The 20,730-nt window shown below is 38.1% G+C and carries 20 protein-coding genes; 7 read left to right on the forward strand and 13 right to left on the reverse strand.

The window, feature by feature from the left end; genetic code table 11:
- Nucleotides 1-41: 41 nt before the first annotated feature.
- The 5 genes from M3182_RS08980 to M3182_RS09000 all read right to left on the reverse strand — a co-directional run bounded on the left by M3182_RS08980 (nt 42) and on the right by M3182_RS09000 (nt 5,161).
- The gene (locus tag M3182_RS08980; protein WP_251557727.1) at nt 42-965 is read right to left on the reverse strand and encodes an iron-hydroxamate ABC transporter substrate-binding protein; all 924 of its coding nucleotides are present in this window, start codon (nt 963-965) and stop codon (nt 42-44) included.
- Nucleotides 916-1,761 carry an ABC transporter ATP-binding protein gene (locus M3182_RS08985; protein ID WP_251557728.1) on the reverse strand — a complete coding sequence of 282 codons (846 nt, stop codon included), beginning with the start codon at nt 1,759-1,761 and terminating at the stop codon, nt 916-918. The genes M3182_RS08980 and M3182_RS08985 overlap by 50 nt, the downstream gene beginning before the upstream one ends.
- A 1,150-nt stretch (nt 1,762-2,911) precedes the next feature.
- Nucleotides 2,912-3,502, reverse strand: a complete 591-nt coding sequence (locus M3182_RS08990) for a guanylate kinase (RefSeq protein ID WP_251557730.1) — start codon at nt 3,500-3,502, stop codon at nt 2,912-2,914.
- Between the two features lie 247 nt (nt 3,503-3,749).
- Complete coding sequence (locus M3182_RS08995) at nt 3,750-4,556, reverse strand: alpha/beta fold hydrolase (protein WP_251557732.1); 807 nt, start codon at nt 4,554-4,556, stop codon at nt 3,750-3,752.
- A gap of 188 nt (nt 4,557-4,744) precedes the next feature.
- Nucleotides 4,745-5,161 carry a flavoprotein gene (locus M3182_RS09000; RefSeq protein ID WP_251557734.1) on the reverse strand — a complete coding sequence of 139 codons (417 nt, stop codon included), beginning with the start codon at nt 5,159-5,161 and terminating at the stop codon, nt 4,745-4,747.
- Nucleotides 5,162-5,418: 257 nt separating this feature from the next.
- On the opposite strand from M3182_RS09000, the gene M3182_RS09005 reads away from it, so the two are divergent.
- Complete coding sequence (locus M3182_RS09005) at nt 5,419-5,604, forward strand: hypothetical protein (protein WP_251557736.1); 186 nt, start codon at nt 5,419-5,421, stop codon at nt 5,602-5,604.
- A 168-nt stretch (nt 5,605-5,772) separates the two neighbouring features.
- On the opposite strand, the gene M3182_RS09010 is transcribed toward M3182_RS09005, so the two are convergent.
- A complete protein-coding gene (locus M3182_RS09010) occupies nt 5,773-6,261 on the reverse strand; it encodes a hypothetical protein (protein WP_251557738.1) in 489 nt (162 codons plus the stop codon).
- Between the two features lie 438 nt (nt 6,262-6,699).
- Between M3182_RS09010 and M3182_RS09015 the strand changes: the two genes are divergently transcribed.
- The 3 genes from M3182_RS09015 (at nt 6,700) to M3182_RS09025 (ending at nt 9,648) form a co-directional block, all read left to right on the forward strand.
- Complete coding sequence (locus M3182_RS09015; protein ID WP_251557740.1) at nt 6,700-8,481, forward strand: acyl-CoA dehydrogenase FadE; 1,782 nt, start codon at nt 6,700-6,702, stop codon at nt 8,479-8,481.
- A 120-nt stretch (nt 8,482-8,601) separates the two neighbouring features.
- Entirely contained in the window at nt 8,602-8,823 is a 222-nt protein-coding gene (locus tag M3182_RS09020) for a hypothetical protein (RefSeq protein WP_251432812.1), read from the forward strand.
- Between the two features lie 315 nt (nt 8,824-9,138).
- Nucleotides 9,139-9,648, forward strand: coding sequence for a LysM peptidoglycan-binding domain-containing protein (locus M3182_RS09025; RefSeq protein ID WP_251557742.1), 510 nt, complete (start codon nt 9,139-9,141; stop codon nt 9,646-9,648).
- A 158-nt stretch (nt 9,649-9,806) separates the two neighbouring features.
- Here the strand turns inward: M3182_RS09025 and M3182_RS09030 are convergent, their stop codons facing one another.
- Entirely contained in the window at nt 9,807-10,571 is a 765-nt protein-coding gene (locus tag M3182_RS09030) for a DUF3891 family protein (RefSeq protein ID WP_251557744.1), read from the reverse strand.
- Between the two features lie 211 nt (nt 10,572-10,782).
- On the opposite strand from M3182_RS09030, the gene M3182_RS09035 reads away from it, so the two are divergent.
- Nucleotides 10,783-11,730 carry a cation diffusion facilitator family transporter gene (locus M3182_RS09035; RefSeq protein ID WP_251557746.1) on the forward strand — a complete coding sequence of 316 codons (948 nt, stop codon included), beginning with the start codon at nt 10,783-10,785 and terminating at the stop codon, nt 11,728-11,730.
- Nucleotides 11,731-11,943: 213 nt separating this feature from the next.
- Nucleotides 11,944-12,228, forward strand: a complete 285-nt coding sequence (locus M3182_RS09040) for an ArsR/SmtB family transcription factor (protein WP_251557897.1) — start codon at nt 11,944-11,946, stop codon at nt 12,226-12,228.
- 53 nt (nt 12,229-12,281) lie between these two features.
- Here the strand turns inward: M3182_RS09040 and M3182_RS09045 are convergent, their stop codons facing one another.
- From M3182_RS09045 to M3182_RS09070, 6 genes are all read right to left on the reverse strand, one after another.
- Nucleotides 12,282-13,337 carry a cytochrome d ubiquinol oxidase subunit II gene (locus tag M3182_RS09045; protein WP_251557748.1) on the reverse strand — a complete coding sequence of 352 codons (1,056 nt, stop codon included), beginning with the start codon at nt 13,335-13,337 and terminating at the stop codon, nt 12,282-12,284.
- A 12-nt stretch (nt 13,338-13,349) separates the two neighbouring features.
- Nucleotides 13,350-14,711, reverse strand: a complete 1,362-nt coding sequence (locus M3182_RS09050) for a cytochrome ubiquinol oxidase subunit I (RefSeq protein ID WP_251557750.1) — start codon at nt 14,709-14,711, stop codon at nt 13,350-13,352.
- A 217-nt stretch (nt 14,712-14,928) separates the two neighbouring features.
- Entirely contained in the window at nt 14,929-16,857 is a 1,929-nt protein-coding gene (locus tag M3182_RS09055) for an ABC transporter permease (RefSeq protein ID WP_251557751.1), read from the reverse strand.
- Nucleotides 16,847-17,608: an ABC transporter ATP-binding protein gene (locus M3182_RS09060; protein WP_251557753.1), complete on the reverse strand. Its 762-nt coding sequence runs from the start codon at nt 17,606-17,608 to the stop codon at nt 16,847-16,849. The genes M3182_RS09055 and M3182_RS09060 overlap by 11 nt, the downstream gene beginning before the upstream one ends.
- 100 nt (nt 17,609-17,708) lie before the next feature.
- Complete coding sequence (locus M3182_RS09065) at nt 17,709-18,713, reverse strand: sensor histidine kinase (RefSeq protein ID WP_251557755.1); 1,005 nt, start codon at nt 18,711-18,713, stop codon at nt 17,709-17,711.
- On the reverse strand, nt 18,706-19,401 hold the full coding sequence (locus tag M3182_RS09070; protein ID WP_251557899.1) for a response regulator transcription factor: 696 nt from the start codon (nt 19,399-19,401) through the stop codon (nt 18,706-18,708). Before M3182_RS09070 ends, M3182_RS09065 begins: the two co-directional genes overlap by 8 nt.
- A gap of 380 nt (nt 19,402-19,781) precedes the next feature.
- Here M3182_RS09070 and M3182_RS09075 point away from each other — a divergent pair, with 380 nt between their 5' ends.
- Nucleotides 19,782-20,570, forward strand: a complete 789-nt coding sequence (locus M3182_RS09075) for a transporter substrate-binding domain-containing protein (RefSeq protein ID WP_432806697.1) — start codon at nt 19,782-19,784, stop codon at nt 20,568-20,570.
- Nucleotides 20,571-20,730: the final 160 nt, after the last annotated feature.

Raw genomic sequence — 20,730 nt, forward strand, 5'->3', positions numbered from 1 at the left:
AAAAGAGGAACTCTCATGTCGTGAATTCCTCTTTTAAACTTTTACTCTGTAAGGAAGGACTTTTGGATAAACTCTAGTTGGTATTCTAGTGTAATTGGGTCATTAAAATAAAATTCCTTCGCGTTTACTTCAAACACCTGATTGTTTTTCACAGCAGGGATATTTTTATACGTTTGTGTTTCTTGGAAAGATGTCTCTGTATCAGCATTTTTACTAAAAATCACATAATCTCCAGCATACTCATTTAATACTTCTGGTGAAATTGCGTAATACCCATCTTTTAACGCCATTTCTTTTACTTTTTCCGGCATTTTTAATTTCATTTCTTGATAAAGAATTTCAGTTCCACGTGCCCAGTTATCGCCAAATACATATAATTGTTTATCGAAGTTTTCAATTACTGATACAGTTGCTTCTTCACCAATTTTCGCCTTAATTTCTTCACCTGCAGCTTGGGAACGACTCTTGAAGTCATCAATCCATATTTTTGCTTCTTTTTCCTTGTTTAATAGTTTTCCGATTTCAAGGTGTTGCGTAAGATAGTCTAGCTTCCCGTAAGTGAATGTGACCGTTGGGGCGATTTCACTTAGTTTATCAACATTCTTCATAGTTGAAAGACCAATAATTAAATCAGGGTCGAGTTCGATGATCTTTTCCAAGCTTTCGTCTGTAACTTCTTCAACACCATCTAGTTCATAACGCGGATTCATCTTTGACCAAGAATCGACGCCAACTAAGTTCACATCTAACGCCTTGACATTCCCGGCAAAAGTCGACAACACTATTACTCGTTGTGGATTAGCTGGAACTTCAATCGGACCATTTTCTGATTGATACGTAATGGTCTCTGAACTTTTTTCTTCTGTTTCAGTTGTATCTGACGTTGTGGTTTCTTCGTTATTAGCTCCGCATGCACTAATAAGCATTACTAATAGCAGTAGGAATGGAATAAGTAGTTTTTTCATGATTTTCTTCTCCTTTGATGAGGTCATAAGTAAGACACATTTTCTTGTTTGTACGTGGATCGCGGCCAATTACCGCGTCAATTTGAAAGACTTCGCGTAAAACTGCTGGTTGAATCACTTCATCACTAGGTCCGGCTTTGACAACCTCGCCATTTTTTAACGCGATGATATAGTCCGCAAAACGTGCGGCTTGGTTTAAATCATGGAGGACCATGACAATTGTACGATTCTCTTCTTTATTGAGTTTTTGCAGCAATTCCAATACCTCAAGTTGGTGGGCCATATCTAAATAGGTGGTAGGCTCATCTAAAAAAATCATTTCCGTTTCTTGGGCAAGAGCCATTGCAATCCAAACTCGTTGTCGCTGCCCGCCGGAAAGAGCGTCAACAGATCGATATTTGAAATCCTTGATGCCAGTAACTTCTAATGACCAATTGATGACCTCAAGGTCTTTTTTCGTTAACTTTCCAAAGCCATTTTGATGAGGAAAGCGACCATAAGATACTAACTCGCCGACGGTCAAACCACTAGCACTTTCAGGTGTTTGGGGCAGAATCGCCATCTTCTTTGCAAGTTTTTTTGTATTTTCGGTTGTAATGCTTTCACCATCAAGAATGATGCTACCTGAATGGTGGGGGAGCACTCGAGTGATTGCTTTCAATAGGGTAGATTTCCCACAGCCATTAGCGCCAATAATCGTTGTGATTTGTTGGTCAGGAATTTTGATATTTAAACCCTTTACAATCAAGTTATTTCCATAACCGATATGTAATTGCTCTGTATAAAGTCGTGTCATTATCAATCCTCCAATTTGTCATTATCCTTCTCAAAAACTAATTGATAATGATTTTCAGTTTCAGTTATAATTAGACTATAATTTTGTTTATTTCGAATGTCAACACAATTTTTTTAAATAAAAATAGGTGTTTTTAGAAAGGGAGCTAGCGGCATATAGAAAGAATATTTGTTTGATGTCACGATTATCGGTGGGGGTCCTACAGGCTAATTTTCGGCATTTTAAAGTAGCTTAAGGGCAATGAAAACAAAAAAATCTTGAGTTTCAACCAAAGCTTGGAGAGAGAATTCCTTTTTGCTGAAAAAATAATCAGGGAGGTTGGGGAAGTAACGCCTGTGACCGGTCCACAGCTCATTCAACAGGGAATCACTTTCAATCAATGTGTTGTTCTAAAGAGAAAATTCAATCGAAAACAAAACAAGAAAACGGAATCTTTATTTTAAGTGGGGGGAAAGCATTATTTAAATGCGGTGATTGTTGCGGTTGGAGTGGGATTTTGAAAACAAAAAAGCTTCCAAACCAAGAAGTGGAATGATATGAAACAAGAATTTAAAACATTAATTTTTTTAAAAAACAGTGCTGATTTCAGGAGGAGGAAATTCGGCTACTGATTGGGCAATGAATTAGAACCTGTAGCTAAAAGAGTGATTCTCATTTACCGTGGCGAAACCTTAAAGGGAATGAATCTGAAGTGACCAAGTTGCAAAACAGTTCTGTAGTGCTGTTTTCAAAACGTCGATTATTGTGTTACTCTTGCAGTGAAACTTGAACACCATTTGCGCGATGGGAATTTTTCAATTGAAGTGGACTAAGTGGTCATTAATCAAGGCTCTAATTAGAATGCCACACTATTTAAAATTGAATTAGTGGACATTTTTTTTATAAAAACAAACCCCTATTGTGAATCCTCTATTGAATGGTTGTACGGGGTAGGTATATTGTGAGTGATGAAGGAAAAGCAATTTTATTGCTGGAGAGCTTTCCAATACGCGGTCAATGCTGTGATCAAAGCGAAGAATTATCTAGAATGCTAGTTTCATTCATTATCAAGTATGAAATCATAAAGGGACCCGCTGATAAAATCCAACAAGTCCCAACAATGTTTAAATTAATTAGTCTATCGCCTAGGAACGATCCGCTTCCGGTTTTTTTAATAATCCGTGACAATGAAGTCCCGGTCTAAAAACTTTTCAATTACTTCACTAATTTGAAAAGAAACTTGCGGTCGGTCGTAGTTTTCAAACACATGCTCACACTGATTTTTATAAGTCATGATTTCATCATAGTGTTTCATATGACGTTCTATCGTTTCAGCGTTATCTTCCCGCTCTTTTTGGCGCCGAATAACGGTTTCGCGATCCGCATATATGAAGAAACGCATAACCTTGTCACCATACATATTCTTTAGTTTTTCGGTTCCCTCGGGGTTTAACGTTAAGTACACGAGATTATGAGATTCGAAGGCTTTGACAATATCTTCTTCGCGGATGCCATAATGAAAGCCATCAATCTCGACACTTTCAAGAAACTCTTGATTTTCCTGCATGAGTTTAAATTGCTCCACTGTTACAAAATGGTAATCTTCTCCGTCTTGTTCATAATGCCGAGGTGGTCGAGTCGTATAACTTAATACTGTTTCCATATCAAAAGCAGTCGCTACCATCTTGGCAATCGTTTTTCTACCTGAGCCATCTGGACCTGTGTAAATAAATAATTTTTCTTTTTCTTTGATTTTGTACATAGAGCTCCTCCTTTAGAATAATGGTTTTATTTAAAAAAGGATTAGCAGGAACAATTAAGCCTCAGTTAGTCAATCTCCTTTTTTTCATACGGATAAAACCATTATAACAAATTTTTGTAAATTAATGTTTGATTTTTCTGAGTTTATTTTCAACTTGTAAGGGAACGTGACGAAAAGGGAAGTATTCGCTTGAGGAAAATCCGTTTTTTACCATATATACGAATTAGGGAGTGGAAAAAATGACTAATTATATAATATTTTGTTTTTCTAGTGGTTCAGACAACGTGCCATTCCTGCTTAGGAAATCACGGACTAAGGTGTTGAAGCGGTCCTTTGCCTCTAATTTAGCAACATGACCGGTATTTCTCATGATGATAAATTCAGAATGAGGCATCAGTTTATGCATCCACACCTGAATCCAAACAGGGATTACGGCATCGTATTGTCCACTAATCACGAGCGTGGGCACATTGATTTTGCGTAAAAGTTTTAAGTTATTTACGTTTAAACAGGCTTGAAGGGATTTTATAAATGATTCTTGTTTTGGGTGGAAATGATCTTCGAATTCGTCAAGTCCATCTTGATTCCATGAATACAGCGCAAGTTCCGCTGCTGATTGTTTTGTTTGATGTGAAGCTAACTTTTTTACTTTATTCTTACGATATTTTAAGAACAGCGGTGCCAATTGTTTCGGAAAGTAGTGGAAGGTACTCGCCAAAATCAGCGACCGGCATTTGTCAGGTGCTTGCCGGAATATTTCTTGAGCAACAGCACCGCCCATTGACAACCCCATTATGTTAGCGCTTTCAATACTGTTTTCTGTAAGCATTTGAATAATGTCTGTGGCAAATAGGGATATGGAAATTTCTTTGTTAAGGTCATGTTCGCCATGACCGCGTAAATCTGGAATAAATAATTCGTATTGATCGGCTAACTCAAACTGGTTCACCCACCCCTCTTTTATTTCACCAAGACCATGTATCAACACCAGTGGCTCACCAACACCAAAATGCAAATAGGGCATTCCTAGTTTGCTAACTTTTGATTGAATCATATTAACCACCTTTATTGATTATTTTAGATAATTTTATTACTACCTTTATAAAAGTGCAAATAGATGTAAAACGCATATTAGGTCATTTTTTTCAAAAAAGTGGGCAAAATCTCCATTTTTCTCGTTCTCTTTTATATATTTGAATTTTCTGAATATATCACAAAAAGGGGAACCCTTTCTAAATGTCTTTAGTTGATTTTCATACTCCCTAGATTTTCGATCGGTATACCTGTTTCAATATAACTTCTTATCAATTTCCAATCGTTAGAATTACCTTTTTCAAAGGTCTGGAAAAATAGGTTTGCAGTTTTTAATTCCTCGCCTTGTAAAATAATAGATGCAGATATTATAACTAACATCTCATCAACTCTTAATGGAAGAATAGAAATTTCTTTTAGGTTCCATTGAGCGTTATTTTCTTTAACAAAAGTAAATCCTTGTTCCCAACCAAGTATAGATTCTTCAAAATCAAAATCAACGATCTCTCCACCTGTAATTTCTCTGCCTTTGTAATTCTTTGAAATTAAATCTCTTATTTCTGTTAATGAGGAAGCACGCCAAGCCTCTAAATAAATGTTCAAGAATTTCCTAAATTGATTATCCATATTATCCCCCTAGGTCGTTTTATTTTCATTATCCTATAAAACAAAATATATACATTTTAAAAAATATAAATCGTTCCCGGTCTTTTTGATGTTATTTTCATTTAATTTTAGGCTAAAATGGTTTATCAATTCCTTATAGGCCAGCAATCTTTCACACTAAAAAAGAATGTCCCGTGACAAATTATTGAAGAGTACGTGAACATTCACTTTTTATTAAATTTAAGTGGTATAGTCTTCATTAGAAAGGGTGAGGCAAAGTGAAATCAGTAAAACAACGTTTGCATCATTTAATCGATGAAATGGATGAGCAGGAAGCTGAATCATTATATGAAATAGTGAATGACTCAAAATCTAGTAAAATCAATAACCAACCCAAACAGAATCATAAAATAGTTGAGTGGGACCCAGCAGTGGATGATGAAGTTTGGCAATATGTGTGTTGACGAAAAGAAAATCCTTAATAGGAATACTGACAAAAATTACGTATAGGCTCGCTAATCAGCGAGCCTATTTGTGTGGGATGAGTTTTTCTCTTGAGTTAAGCTATTTCTTGTAAAAACTAGACCACTCAGTCTTTTTTTTCAAAAGCAACAAATTTTCAGAAAGAGCCTTTACTGAAAACTTACCGATTCACGAAATGAGACACCTAAGTAACGATAATAAATGGTTACTTGCCGAATGGGCTCATGATGGAACACGGTAATTCCGTATAATTTATCATCTTCCGTGGCTTTGTTCGTATTCTGTTTTTCTAAAATAGTCGAAGGAGCTGTCCCGGTTTGAATTCCCACATCTTCTAAGCTTTTAAAATTGTATTTTTTCGCTTCTTTATTTGTTTCATCATCCACAATAATAAACCCTTGTAACGCATGACTAACTTGAATCTTTGTTTTGAATGGCTCTTCATCATTATTGACCGTAACTTTTGCTATTTTCACTTCATGAATGCCTTTATTTCCAACACCTACGACAACCACATGCCGATCACCATTCGACGCAAGCGTACCCGTTTCCATAGGGGGATTAAGGATGATAAGTAGATAAAGGCCTGTGAACAAACCTACTATGAGCAATACCATAATCCAGATCTTCTTTTTCATATGGACCAATCCTTTTTTCTATTAAACTAATAAAAACAATACAAAATATTTAGAAATTTGTAAAATCATTAATCGTATTTCTGATATGAAAACCTCCAAAGAGCTGTCAGGCCATGCATGTTCAAGTTTGTTCATGCATAAATTTGTGGGGAGCTAGAATCATCGAGAAAATGGGACTGATTTGTAAGTTTGAGAGGAAAATTCTAGCCAAACAGCTTTTTTATTCCACATTAACTGGCAGTACTACCCCCCACATCAAGTTTTGAGGAAGACCAAAAGAGGATAAGTAGGGGATCAACTGAAAGTCAACAGCCCGATTGGTGAACTAAAACTTTCCTTAGCGCTTAGAAAAATCAATCGGGGTATGCGTGACGAACATTCAGTTCGGGTGGACAAAACTCCCACTGAATGAAGTTTCACTTTATAAGAAGGGAAGGGATGTTGTTGGAGAAAGTGAGAAAATTAGCGGGTGCGGAGTATCTGATTTCAGAGTCAACTCCAGAAATGGTGTTTTCTCCCGAAGATTTTACCGATGAACATCAGATGATTAAAAAGACAGCTAAACAATTTATTGAGAAAGAAGTGCGCCCATATCGTGAGGATATTGAAAACCAAGATTTTGAGCGTGTAGTCAGTTTGCTGCATCAAGCTGGAGAACTGGGGTTATTAGGGCATAGCATTCCTGAGGCATATGGTGGGATTGGTTTAGATAAGATTAGTAAAATCATCGTTGGGGAAACCGTTGGGAGAACGGGTGGATATGGAGTAGCCCAATCAAATCATACGTGTATCGCAACGCTCCCGATTACTTACTGGGGGACGAAACAGCAAAAGAAAAAATATTTACCAAAATTAGCTTCTGGTGAATATTTAGGAGCTTATTGTTTAACAGAGCCTTCAGCAGGTTCAGATGCATTAGCGTCGAAAACGACTGCTGTTTTAAATAAGGAAGGGACACATTATGTGTTAAACGGGACCAAAATCTTTATTACCAATGCAGTCTTTTCAGACACATTTATTGTCTATGCCAAGGTTGATGGAGAAAAATTAACGGCATTTATTGTAGAAAAAGACTTCAAAGGTTTATCACTTGGACCAGAAGAAAAGAAAATGGGCATCAAAGGGTCGTCGACGAGATCTGTGATTATGGAAGATTGCCTTGTTCCCGTCGAAAATGTGCTAGGAGAGATTGGTAAAGGCCATGTGATTGCGTTAAATGTCCTTAATCTTGGTCGTTTTAATCTTGGCGCCGCGTGTATGGGCGGAGCGAAAGAAGCGTTAAAACTAGCGGTTGAATATACAAATGAACGTCAGCAGTTTGGCAAAACGATAGCTGAGTTTGGTGCCAGCAAAGAAAAGGTAGCAAAAATGGCAGCGAGAATTTATGCCGCTGAATCTTTGTTATATCGCACAGCGAACTTAATTGAAGATGCATTAGGAGATGTATATGATACCGAGGATCAAAAACTGGTCGGTGTCCGGATGATGGAATATGCGTTAGAATGTGCCATTTGTAAAGTGTACGGATCGGAAACATTGGATCAAGTTGTGGACGAATCGCTGCAATTACATGGAGGTTCTGGTTTTATTGCAGAATATCCTATTGAACAAGCATATCGCGACTCACGAATCAATCGAATTTTTGAAGGAACCAATGAAATTAACCGATTATTGATTACCGGGAATTTTTACAAGAAAATGGCCAAAGGAGAATTAGCCGGTAAAGAAGCAATTTGGAACGCCGTTCGCGAGCTCCGGGAAGGAAAAGTGATGGAAGTGAGCGGTCCGTTAGCAGCCGAAAGAAAAGCAGTGGCGTCCATTCGGAGAGCCTACCTTGCATTAGCCGGATTGGTTTATGAAGTATACGGCAACCAATTTGCGGACGAACAAGAAACTGTGATAAAGCTATCTGATATCGCCATTGAATTATACGCAGCAGAATCGGCCGTGTTACGTTCTGTTAAAGCAATTAACCAAAATGGTGAGGAGAACGAAAGATTGAAAGAACAACTCGCAAAGATGGTCGTTGAGCAAAGTGTTTTAAAAGTTCAACTCCTTAGCCAAGAACTAATTGCCGGCTTCGAAAGTAATCACCCTACACTCCCAGAAATCTCTTCTTTAGTGATCAAAGAACTGACCAAATACCCAATAAATAACCGCGTTAGCCGCTTAAGAGAAGTAGCCGCCATCATGAACAACAACCAACAATATACTAGCTAATCCCAAAAATGGATGGTGCCTGGCACCATCCATTTTTTTGGTTCCTGCAATCCATTATATGGATATAAACGAAGAGTTTGGGAAAGATAAGATTAAAAGATATATAAAGGAGGTCTCCTCGTGAATCTTGATAAAAATATGCAATTTGAGATCAAAAATGGCTTTATGCCGAATCTTAGTCGTTCTGAATCATTGACAATACTTGAAGTGAACCCAAACAGCGTCATTATCCAAATGGATAAATCCAATGGTAGAGGGGTGTTTCCAGTCGAGCATCTTGAATATTGGATCAAACGAGGTTTACTTGTTCAAATGGACGACCATCAAAAAAAGACATCGTAAATGCTGTCTACAAGCAGTTCAATCTAATTTTAATGAAGGAGGCTCTTTCTCAAATTTCTTATGTAGCGACGTTTCGTATTTAGACATCAAATTTACGCGAAAAGAGCCTACAAGATTTATTTAACTTTTCACAAATATCAATTCACATCGAGGTTTAGAATTTTAACAACTATCTGTCTGTCCAAAACAGCTCTTTCAAAAAGAAAAGGGCTTTTTTCTGTTCAAGCAAATTTTCTCCATAAGCAAAATTGGGTGCATTAAATTGGAGAATATTTCCACCCTCTTGCGTACGGTATAATAACGGGGGTGATTCAAATGAGAAAAATAAAAACAACCATTAAACTTTTCTTAAGTTCATTGGTTGTAACAGCCGGCATGTACGCATTTAGCTCAGGTCTTGCAGGAGCGACAGCTGATGAAGCAGCAAGGCACAGCTTTATTACAATTCAAAAAGGAGATACACTATATCGTCTTGCGAAAAAATATGGTTTAACGGTAGAAGAAATAAAAGACTTGAATGGTCTCACCAGTGATCTCATTTTTGCTGGGGAGCAACTTTTAATTCCTGCGGATCTGGATTCTGAGCTATATCTTGTGATCGGCGGTTCGTTTAAGAACAAACAAAATGCCGAAAAACAAGTGTCAAACTTTAAAGAAGATGACATAGACGCGTTTATGGTTCCTTATGTTATAGACGATGAGGTATTTTACCGGATTCAGGTAGGAGCGTTTTCGAAAAAGGAAAACGCAGAGAAACAACTCGAAGCATTAAAGGAATTTGGCATAGACGACGCCTATATATTGAAAAGCGAACCTCTATCGTAACCAGACTCCCCAGTAGAAGTTATGAAAAGAAAACGGTAGCAGGATTCAACGGGGCTGGAGGTGGAGACTACAGAAACTTTGTTGAAAACGCAATAAAAAGTTGGCAAACCACAAGGAAACACTACCTTTTGGGCTTGCCAACTTTTTTTATATTTATCTTATTTGATCTCTAATTCTCGATAGCTTAAGGGAGTATCTGCGTACGCCTTTGCCAAACCGTCTATATGAATTTGGTTTTTATTTACGTTTTTATAAGGCAGAGTAAGCTGGAGGTTTTGAGAAAAAGGTAAGAAAGTTAAGGTGACCGTTTCTTTTGTTTGCCAATGCGCATGAATCTTTTCGCGATAAAACCAAAAACGTTGCGGAAATCCATTGCGAAAAAATGGATGTTCGTTTGCTTTAGGACCTCCTGGCTCATTTAAGCACAAATACAACGAAAGATTGTCACAAAACTTAAGCAATTTAACATGCTCGTCAACTTCCTGAAGGAACTTTTTGTTTCCTACCTTGCCTAATTGTTTAAAAATCAGTCTCTGCCGGACTCGTTCTTGTTCGCAAAATGATATTGCCAGGGAATCTGTCGAATCTTCCAGAAACGACGTGTAGTGCAAACTACATAAAAGAGCTGCGTAAGTACTCAGTTTACTCACTTCATCAATTCCTCTTGTATATGCATCAAGTTTAGGCTTTGCAGGATAATCCGTAAACGAGTAGGGCTGTTGTTTCTCTTCATTCCACAGTGGCTTTTTGTCTAACTCAATCCAACACCGATCATGCTCATAAATTGCTTGGATGACATCATCCTTTCGTTCGAAACCTGCAAAATAATTTCGTTTCCAATTGCTCGCAATTTCTCCGGAAAGTTTCGCATGATCTTGTTGCGTTACCATTAAAAAGCTCTCATTGCGCTCAAGTAGAATCATTGGGAAAGTCCTTTCTATTTATATTAGTTTGAACTCAATCTTTAATTTTTTTACAAACCAATCAGCCTCTTATTTTTTAAGGGGCGGAACATTCCATATACTAATTATAATTGATTTTTGAAAAAGGATTGAACATTTTGTTGTTTTCTTACATAATGTAAATATGAGCATATATTCATATTTGAATCGATAAACATTAGGAGGGGTTGAAGTGGGTCACGGTCATTCACATGGACATCACCACCACGGGCATGGACACGGTCATAGTCATGGGCACCACCATCATACGAACAATAAAAAAGCGTTATTTATGGCGTTTCTGCTGATTGCAACATATATGATAATTGAATTTATTGGTGGTTTGTTAACGAATAGCTTAGCGTTGTTATCTGATGCAGGGCACATGCTAAGTGATGCGGCCGCTCTAGGGTTAAGTTTATTTGCCATCAAACTTGGAGAAAGAAGTGCGACAGCTAAGAAAACATTTGGCTTTAAACGATTTGAAATTATTGCGGCGGCGATAAATGGGGCCACACTGATCATCATTGCTATTTTCATTTTTTATGAGGCGATTGATCGCTTTTTGAATCCACCGGAAGTCCAAAGTCTTGGAATGTTGACGATTGCGATTATTGGGCTATTGGTCAATATTCTCGCGGCGTGGATGTTAATGGGTGGCGATAAAGATGAAAACCTAAATGTTCGCAGTGCGTTTCTCCATGTAATTGGAGATATGCTTGGATCAGTTGGAGCGATCGTTGCGGCGCTGTTGATTTATTTCTTTGGTTGGGGAATTGCAGATCCGATTGCAAGTGTCATTGTGGCCGGTTTGATTTTATTCAGTGGCTGGAGAGTCATGAAAGATTCACTTCATGTGCTGATGGAAGGTTCACCAGATCATCTGAGCATTGAAGAATTGAAAAAGGCTCTCTCTTCTTTGACCCATGTTCAATCAGTACATGATTTGCATGTTTGGTCCATTACTTCTGGTGTTCCGATGTTAAGCTGTCATATTTCGATATCACGCGACGGACAACATGATGACGTTCTTCACAATGCCCAAACCTTGCTTCACGACCAATTTGGGGTCGATCATTGTACCATCCAAGTAGAATCGGAAGAAGCTGGTTGTCCAAGCAAGCATGGAAACTGCAACTAGACTTAGGTATTTTCCTCAAATACTGCTGCTTTTCTAAATGTTGATGAGTTTTTTGCTAAATATAGCCAATGGGATACGTTCAACGAATTTAAAAATCTTCTTATGATAAAATTAGACTTACAATAAACATTATCAGGAACTAATTAAGTAAAAGTAGGAAACAAACGTCGGGAAGGAGGTTGATTTTCCTTGGATAAAAAAGAATACCAGGTCATGGATGAAGAAACGTTATTTATTGTCTCGCAAACCTTTAAAGCGTTATCGGATCCAACTCGTTTACGCATTCTTCATTTATTATTTCAGGGAGAACACTCAGTCAATGAAATTACTGAGAGGCTTTCCCTTCTTCAATCAACCGTTTCTCATCAATTGCGGTTTTTAAAAAATCTTCGCCTTGTTAAATTTCGCAAAGAGGGAACGACTGTGTACTATAGCTGTGACGATGAACATGTGAATAGCATCTTAAAGCAAACCATTGACCATTCAAACCATCATTAATTAAGTTTACAGAAAAATGGAAGGTGCCTGGCACCTTCCATTTTTCTTCCACATTATGATTGTGTTCCTTCTTTTGGTTTTCTTTGGCGCAAATAGCGTTTATCGTGCATAAATAAGCTCCAGAAATAAATAAATCCGGGAAATAGAATTGCAAAGCCGACGATGTAGGTGACAAATACGGCGCGAAATGAATTTGGATCAGTAAACGCGGATTCAATCGTCACGCCAGGGTAGACAATATACGGAAGATGAGCCTTTCCATATACATAACTTGCCACCAAATACTGAATGGTCACAGCAATCATTGCAAGCCGAGGCATCCCGCGAACCCCTTTTTCGAAAAACGAGGGAAGAAATAAACCAGCACCGCCAATTAAAAAGAAGACCAATGAAAACAATAGCAGCGGCAAATCTTCCATCATTTTATCATATAACCAAGGCGCTTCCCCTCGTAAGGTCAACATAATCAGAAACGCCATCGCTAATGAAATTGGACCAAAAATTCTTGCATCACGAAGGTACACTTGATATGCGTCCATTGCATGCGAGACCTTTGAATAATCCGCCAACAAAACAGATGATAGAAACAGTGTACTGCTAATACCAAACCCAATAAACGCATATACATTTGGGCTCGTAAACAACTCTCCAAGATTAAGTTGCGCAAATCCCGTTTCATAGTCAACAAATTCCCCATGTGTAATCGGGAGCACACTGATTAATAGTCCCGGAATCAAAATCCCCGTAATGCCCGAAATATACGTTAATGGTTTGCGATATTCTGTAGCGATATTAGAAAAGACGAGAAACGCACTTCTTAACGCAAGTAACAATAATATCATACTTCCTGGAACTAAAAGAACTGTTCCAAGCGTATAAGCAGCAGTCGGAAACAAGCTGTACACCGCCACGACCAGCGCAACAATAAACGTATTTGTTACTTCCCATGTAGGGGAGAGATAGCGATTGGCAATATTCGTTGCTTTTGTTTTTTCACGGTTAATGTAAATCATCGACCAAAATCCTGCACCAAAATCCATGGTTGCCATTACAGCGTAAATAAACACAAATCCCCAAAGCACAGTAATTGCAATTAGTGCGTCCGTCATAACGAAAGCCCCCTAAGAGTTAGAACTAAATAGTTGAACATTTTTATCTTCCGCTCGTCTAATATCATCCAAGACAGTATTTTTCTTAAAGTAATAAAGCAAGACCAACACAACAGCAATTGCGAGGATAATGTAAACCGCTATAAATAAAATAAACAACAAGCCAAGGTCCGTCGCAGTAGTAGCGGCCTGAGCAGTTGAAAGAATTCGATAAATGACCCAAGGCTGACGTCCAGTACATGCAAAGATCCAACCGAATTCAATCGCAGCAACAGCTAATGGCCCCGAAGTGACCAATAACCATAAAAACCATTTTGGAAAACGATCTTTTTTCAGAAACTTTTTCCATACAATCCCGGCAAACGCAATCATGATCAATAAAGACCCAATCAGGACCATTGCATTAAATAAGGTATGAATGAACAAAGGTGGCCACCATTCCTCAGGGAAATCATTCAAGCCGACAACAACCGTATCAAAGCTGTTCCCAGCAAGGAAACTCAAGGCCCAAGGAATCTCAATTCCCCATTTTACTGATTCTGTTTCACGGTCGGTAATGCCGCCAATTGCTAGCGGGGCATGAGATTGTGTTTCAAATAACCCTTCCGCAGCTGCGAGCTTTTCTGGTTGATATTCATGTAAGTATTGAGCAGCTGAGTGCCCATTTAAGGCTGTTCCGAATGAGGCGATGCCCCCAACAACAAGGCTAATCATTAATGCTTTTTGATGAAACTTATACAATCTCGAGCCATACTCATTGCGAAGCATTTTAAACGCTGCCACACTAGCAACAACAAACGCACCAGTCACGTAAGCGGATAAGGCGACATGGCCAGCTGTTACGAAAAAGCTAGCGTTGAAGAAAGCAGCCCATGGATTAACATCTACAATGTTGCCGTCTTCAATTCGGAAACCGGCCGGCGTTCCTTGAAACGCATGAACATTGGTAATCAGCACAGCTGAAGCAAGAGCCCCTAATGCGACTAAAATTAAGCTGACAATCCGCATCCACGGAGCTATTCGTTCCGCTGCATATACATAGATGGACATAAATAAAGCTTCAATAAAAAAGGCATAAATTTCAATTTGAAACGGCAGTGGCATAACCCGACCAATCACTTCCATAAAACCTGGCCATAATAACGATAATTGCGTTCCAGCTATCGTTCCTGTTGGAATCCCAACTCCTAATAACACGGCAAACGCTTTCGTCCAGCGTTTGGCCATCACCACATACTCAAGATCCTTTGATTTTTGATAAAGAAGCTCTGCGGTCAGAATCATCAGGGGAAGTCCAACCCCGATCGTCGCAAAAATAATATGAAAGGCCATCGTGGTTCCAAACAGGGAACGGGCAATCAATAAATCATCCATAGGCGTTACGTCCTTTCGGGAAACTTTTCCTTTCATATAATTACCAATAAAGTAGGGAATATGTAGCCTTTAAAAGAAAGTCCCCAAATTCCTGACGTTACACAAAAAAGCACAGTGCCCTACTGGAGGAGACTGTGCTCGGAAAGGATCCTGTTTTGCTTTATTCTTGCTACGCGTTCTCTCATGTTGCAGCGTCCCTAAAATATGTCACTTACCGTTATAGAGCGTCACGAATCACTTTACGGTAGTAGTTAACAGAAAGGAGGCCAAAAATTGAGTACAATACAGTATACAGCAACATCACGACGATCATTGGTGTCCAAAGCTCACTACCGAATAAAAACCATCCAGATTTGACAGCAAAATAGCTATGAAATAAACCGAGTAGGAGGGGGATCCCGAAATTAAATAACTGTTTCTGTTGGACACCTTTTAAAAGATCGTTCTGAGTAAAACCTAACTTTCTTAAAACTGTATAATTTGGCTTCTCTTCTTCACTTTCACCTGTTTGTTTAAAGTAGAGAATACATCCTGAAGTGACTAAAAACGTTAATCCCAAAAAGGCAACGATAAACATCATGAAACCCATATTTGTTTTTTGATTATTGCTTAAATTGAGTTGGGATTCATGAGGTCCATTGCTTGTTGCCATGATTTCATTGAAAAAATGGTTTGCTTCTTTTAGTTGATTTTTATTCGTAATATCAATACCGTAAAACGTATTAGACGGTTTTTGAATGTCAGGATTTGCTTCGGTCACGAACTTTGTAAACACTTCCTCATCAACGATTGCCACAGGTAAACCTCCGCTAGTAAAATAGCCAGAGACTATAAACTCATCTTCTAAACCTAAATAAGTAAACTTTTGGTTGTTCAACTCAAGTGCACCAGTGTCTTTTAAACGGATAAAATTTTGAAGTAAGTCGTTATATCCTGATAGAATGACTTCACCAGAAGATAAGTCGATATGTTCAATCGCTGTATCGCTGACGACAGGAAGGACCGTACCCTCCACTAGATCTCCTTCAATATCGCCATCGGAAATGTGTGATAAATCTACTTCAACTTGGATGACTTCAGTGCTTCTTTCCTCGAATTCAATTCCATTTTCATTTAACGTCTCTGTAAAGGTTGACGCTTGATCTTCATCAGTAAAAGAGAAATCAGCGGCTACATAATCTTTAGCAGTCTTTTCGGCCGAATAATAGGAAATGTAACTTAATGATAATAAACCTATCGCAAGTGCAGAAACCGTCGTAATGATGGTTAATAACAAAGCATTCGATTTCATCCGGAACATTACAGACGAAAGCGAAACGACTTCATTAACCTTCAGATAGCCGTTTTTTCGTTTGCGAATAAGATGAAAAATAAATCGGATCGAACCTTTATAGAAAAGGTAGGTTCCAATAATTACACTCCCTAAAATAATGACCATTGCCAGGAATAATTCCGTAATCGTTGTAAAATCGCCGCCGAACAATTTCGATGAAATATAATATCCGAGAACAATTAAGAAGAGACCGATGATTCCCATCATCATTTCCAAAAACGTCACTTTCTTGATTTGTTCTTCTGTTGAAGAAGTTACCCGAAAGAGAGCGAGAATCGTGTGTCTTTTGATGAAAAGATGATTAATAAGCATAATCAAAAGATAGATCATACAAAACACAATCAACGTTTGCAGAAGAGCTTCCGTTGAAAACCTCAATGTCGCTATCGATTCTACGCCGGTTATTTTAAATAACAACAAGATGATTAATTTGGAAAAGGAAAACCCAATAAAGATCCCAATTAACAGTGATCCAAAATAAAGCATAAAGTTCTCAGCGCTTAGTAGTCGGAAAATCATCCCTTTATTCATCCCGACTAATTGCAGCAAGCCGATTTCTTTGCTTCGCCGTTTGATAAAAAGATTATTGGCATACAACAGAAAGATGGCGACAATGGCAATCAATAAAATGGAAGCAGTTCGAATTGCTGCGGCCCCTTTAATCGATCCTTCCGCTGCATCCATTGATGGATCGTATTGAAGTGTAACGAACGAAAAATATAGGGCAGAGCTAAATATCAAGGCAAACACATATAAAGAATAGTTTTTTAAATTCTTTCTTAAGTTCCGAAATAGAAGTTGCTTACTGGTCATGTTGAATACCACCTAAAACACCTTGTGTTCGCATAATGTCTTTAAAAAACGCTTGTCTTGTTTCGTTCCCTTTATTCAGTTGAGTGAAAATCAGTCCATCTTTGATAAAAATAACTCTGCTACAATAACTCGCGGCAACTGGGTCATGAGTGACCATCAAGATTGTTGCCTGACGTTTTTGATTTAATTGACTTAGTTTATTCAGCAAATCAGAAGCAGATTTTGAATCTAGTGCACCTGTTGGCTCGTCAGCAAAGATGATGCTCGGTTCATGAATGAAAGCCCTAGCAGCAGATGTTCGTTGTTTTTGACCACCAGAAAGTTCATTCGGGTATTTGTCTTGTAACTCGAAGATTCCGAGTTCTTCGGCGACTTCTTTGAATTTATGATTAGCTACGGTTCGAGAGGTTTTTGAAAGTGTTAATGGCAATAAGATATTTTCTTTTACCGTTAGGGTATCTAGAAGATTATACTCCTGAAAAATAAAACCTAAATGCGCCTTTCTAAATTCTGCGAGTTGTTTTTCTTTTAGTTTGGTCATTTCTTGACCATTAATTAGAATCGAGCCGTTACTCAGTTTATCGATCGACGAAAGCACATTTAGCAAGGTGGTTTTTCCCGAACCGGAGGGACCCATAATGCTGATAAACTCTCCTTGGTGAATCGAAAGGTCGACACCTTTCAAAACCTCTTGCTTATTAAACTTATTTCCGTAACTTTTATAAATTTTACTTGCTTCCAATATCTTCAATTCCGCACGCTCCTTTTTGTTCATAATTTCATTATAAAAATGGCAACGTGACTTTTCCTGCGATTGAGGTAACAAATGAGGAAAGCATGTGACATTTTTGTCACATGCTTGCAAGATTCACGAATTCATTTTTATTTGGAAAAATGAGTGTGAAAGTAGTCCCGAGACCTAATTCAGATTCTACTTGAATCACAATATTTAACGATTCTGCTGCTTTTTCCGCTAAGTAAAGGCCCATTCCAGTTGCGGCTGAATCTTGATGATTGGTTGTAGACGTAAATCCTTTTTCAAAGATCCTTGGTAAATCTTTTGGAGCAATTCCACGACCAAAATCAGTCACCTCTATGATGATGTGGTCATCCTTGACTCGACTTGTAATTACAATGTCTGCTTTTTCGCTATATTTTATCGCGTTAGTTATCAGTTGACGCAAGATGAAACTAAGCCATTTCGCATCTGTGAGCAACACTGTTTCTTGCAAATCGATATCAAAACCAATGCCTTTTGGCATACACCAAGATTGGAGCGATTTCACTTCAGTAAACACAATTTTTTGCAAATCGACTTTTTCAATATATAAATCATTTTCCATGAATGGAAGCCGCTTTTGGTGCTGTTGTTGGTCAAGTAAGAGATGGATTCGGAGCCATTCATAAGCTAGCTGAGATTTCAGTGGAGTTTCTTCCATCCTATCGATAATGAGCGACATCGCCGTTAACGGTGTTTTCACTTCATGAATCCATGCCATCAAATCATCTTTTTCTTGTTCAGATTGAATTTTCTGGAGAGAAGCTTCACTTTTGAGCCGATTTGTTTGATTAAAAAGTCGCTCTTGAATGATTTTCTCAAAAGGACTTTCGGCTTTGGTAATCGAGCTTATATCGAGGTCTTCGTACCAATCTTCAATACTTTTGATAAATTTTGTTTCTTTTATATAGGCAATGATTAGAAAGAAAAGAAACAGAATGATCCATAAAAACAGGACATAGTAGATTGATTTTAGCGGGAGGGCAGGATCAAGATAGGCAACGATCACAAGTAAAATTGGAAACAGAAAGCTGAAAAGAATCCACCTTCGTCTTTCTAATAAAAAATTTTTAACCATTAGAAGCTTCCTCTTCTATTGCGATATATCCTTGTCCAACTTTTGTTTCAATGAATCTACCAATTTGAAGTTCCTCTAATTTTTTCCGCAAGCGATTTACGTTTACTGTTAGGGTATTATCACTTACAAAACGTTCGTCCTCCCATAAGCTTTTCATCAAAGCCTCTCGAGAAACGATCTTGTTTTTATGTGCAATGAGTTCCTTTAAAATAAACATTTCATTTTTCGTCAATTCAATTGAACCTAGCTTATTTGTCACAATATTTTTCTCGTAATCAATCGTTGCTCCAGACCAAGTTTTCAGCACGGTTTCTTCCGTATTGTAGTTGTAAACGCGGCGGAGAATCGCTTGAATTTTAGCGATTAGCACGTCAAAGTGAAAAGGTTTTTGAATATAATCATCGGCTCCCAATTGCATAGACATGACCATATCGGTGGGATGATCCCGCGACGATAAGAAAATGATAGGAACCTTTGAGTGTGTGCGAATCATTCGACACCAGTGAAACCCATCGAATTTAGGCAACTGAATATCGATTATCACTAAATCAGGTGATAACAACGTATACTCTTGAAAAACTTTCGAAAAATCAGAAACACCATGTATCTCGTAGGACCATGTCTCTAACCGATCCTTTACTTCATGAAATAAGGTGGCATCATCTTCAATCAGCATAATTTTAAACAAACCATCCACCAACCTTCCTCAACCCATTTCACTCAAAAATAAGTATAGCAAAAAATTCCTGTTCACCATATGAAAGAAGAAAATTGAAGACGTTGTAGGATAAAAATAAAAGTTATGGGAAAAACCTCCTAGGTGCCAGGCACCATCCATAAAATTGGTAATTTAGTTGAGGTTTGTCTGTTGTTGTCGGTGGATTTGAGGATACTCTAGCGATTGATAGGAAATGTAAGGAAAAGAAATTTGGAGAAGCCTAGGGCTAGTATACGACTGATTATTCAGAATAAACCGTCAATATAAAAGTTTACTCAATTATATGAACTTTGTGATAATTGGTAATAAAGGGGGAGAGCTATTTGAAAAAAGGATTTTTATTATCACTAATGCTCAGTTTTGTTTTGGTTTTGCTAGCAGCATGTGGTGGAAGTGAGGAGTCATCTGGTGAATCGAATGATGGTTCTAGTAATGAATCTGGGGATAGTCAAGTTTATACAGTAGCAACCGATAGCAATTTCGTGCCGTTTGAGTTTCAAAATCCTGATACAGGGGAAATGGAAGGGTTTGATATCGAATTGATTCAAGCACTTGCGGATGAAGCGGGCGTGGAAATTCAGTTTGAAACGCTAGAATTTAGCGGGCTGATTGCCGGAATGGAAAGTGGACGATTCGAAATTGGGATTGCTGGAATTACGATTACCGATGAACGAAAAGAAAAAATTGAATTCTCTGATCCGTATTACGATGCAGGTTTAATTACGGTAGTCCAAGCAGATAACGAAGACATTACGTCCATGGATGATCTTTCAGGGAAAAAGGTTGCAACACGAACAGGATCTACTAGTTTTGATTACTTAACAGAAAATTACCCGGATGCAGAAGTGATTCCATTTGAAGGAATCGTTGAAGCTTATATGGAGCTACGCAGTGGTCGAATTGATGCCGTTGTCTATGATTCTCCGAACGCATTATATTACGTAAATGAAAAAGCAGATGGTAGCTTGAAAACAGTTGGGGATATTGCCGAAGCACAGCAATACGGGATAGCCTTTAAACAAGGTTCAGAGCTTGTTTCACCTTTCAACGAAGCACTTGCTAAATTCAAAGAAGATGGCACCTATGATGACATTTACGAAAAATGGTTTGGGGAGCGCCCATTCGGCACAGAGAAATAAACACCTGATAAAAAGTGTAGCAAGTTCAATCTTGTTACACTTTTTTTACACTTAGATTAGTGACCTACACGAGGCTCTTATCATTCAGTAGGTTAGTTCGATTCGAAGCGGATTGTCATAAAAACATTGCGTAATGGCAAGCTTACCTTCCTAGCATGTG

This window comes from Mesobacillus maritimus (assembly GCF_023715205.1).
Taxonomy (GTDB): Bacteria; Bacillota; Bacilli; order Bacillales; family Cytobacillaceae; genus Mesobacillus_B; species Mesobacillus_B maritimus_C.

Coding starts and splice junctions, on each gene's coding strand:
- M3182_RS09040 (WP_251557897.1), top strand. CDS start 11,944: ATGGATGAAGAAACGTTATTTATTGTCTCGCAAACCTTTAAAGCGTTA.
- M3182_RS09015 (WP_251557740.1), top strand. CDS start 6,700: ATGTTGTTGGAGAAAGTGAGAAAATTAGCGGGTGCGGAGTATCTGATT.
- M3182_RS09025 (WP_251557742.1), top strand. CDS start 9,139: ATGAGAAAAATAAAAACAACCATTAAACTTTTCTTAAGTTCATTGGTT.
- M3182_RS09055 (WP_251557751.1), bottom strand. CDS start 16,857: ATGACCAGTAAGCAACTTCTATTTCGGAACTTAAGAAAGAATTTAAAA.
- M3182_RS08995 (WP_251557732.1), bottom strand. CDS start 4,556: ATGATTCAATCAAAAGTTAGCAAACTAGGAATGCCCTATTTGCATTTT.
- M3182_RS08980 (WP_251557727.1), bottom strand. CDS start 965: ATGAAAAAACTACTTATTCCATTCCTACTGCTATTAGTAATGCTTATT.
- M3182_RS09065 (WP_251557755.1), bottom strand. CDS start 18,713: ATGGTTAAAAATTTTTTATTAGAAAGACGAAGGTGGATTCTTTTCAGC.
- M3182_RS09075 (WP_432806697.1), top strand. CDS start 19,782: ATGCTCAGTTTTGTTTTGGTTTTGCTAGCAGCATGTGGTGGAAGTGAG.
- M3182_RS09050 (WP_251557750.1), bottom strand. CDS start 14,711: ATGGATGATTTATTGATTGCCCGTTCCCTGTTTGGAACCACGATGGCC.
- M3182_RS08985 (WP_251557728.1), bottom strand. CDS start 1,761: ATGACACGACTTTATACAGAGCAATTACATATCGGTTATGGAAATAAC.
- M3182_RS08990 (WP_251557730.1), bottom strand. CDS start 3,502: ATGTACAAAATCAAAGAAAAAGAAAAATTATTTATTTACACAGGTCCA.
- M3182_RS09030 (WP_251557744.1), bottom strand. CDS start 10,571: ATGATTCTACTTGAGCGCAATGAGAGCTTTTTAATGGTAACGCAACAA.
- M3182_RS09045 (WP_251557748.1), bottom strand. CDS start 13,337: ATGACGGACGCACTAATTGCAATTACTGTGCTTTGGGGATTTGTGTTT.
- M3182_RS09000 (WP_251557734.1), bottom strand. CDS start 5,161: ATGGATAATCAATTTAGGAAATTCTTGAACATTTATTTAGAGGCTTGG.
- M3182_RS09010 (WP_251557738.1), bottom strand. CDS start 6,261: ATGAAAAAGAAGATCTGGATTATGGTATTGCTCATAGTAGGTTTGTTC.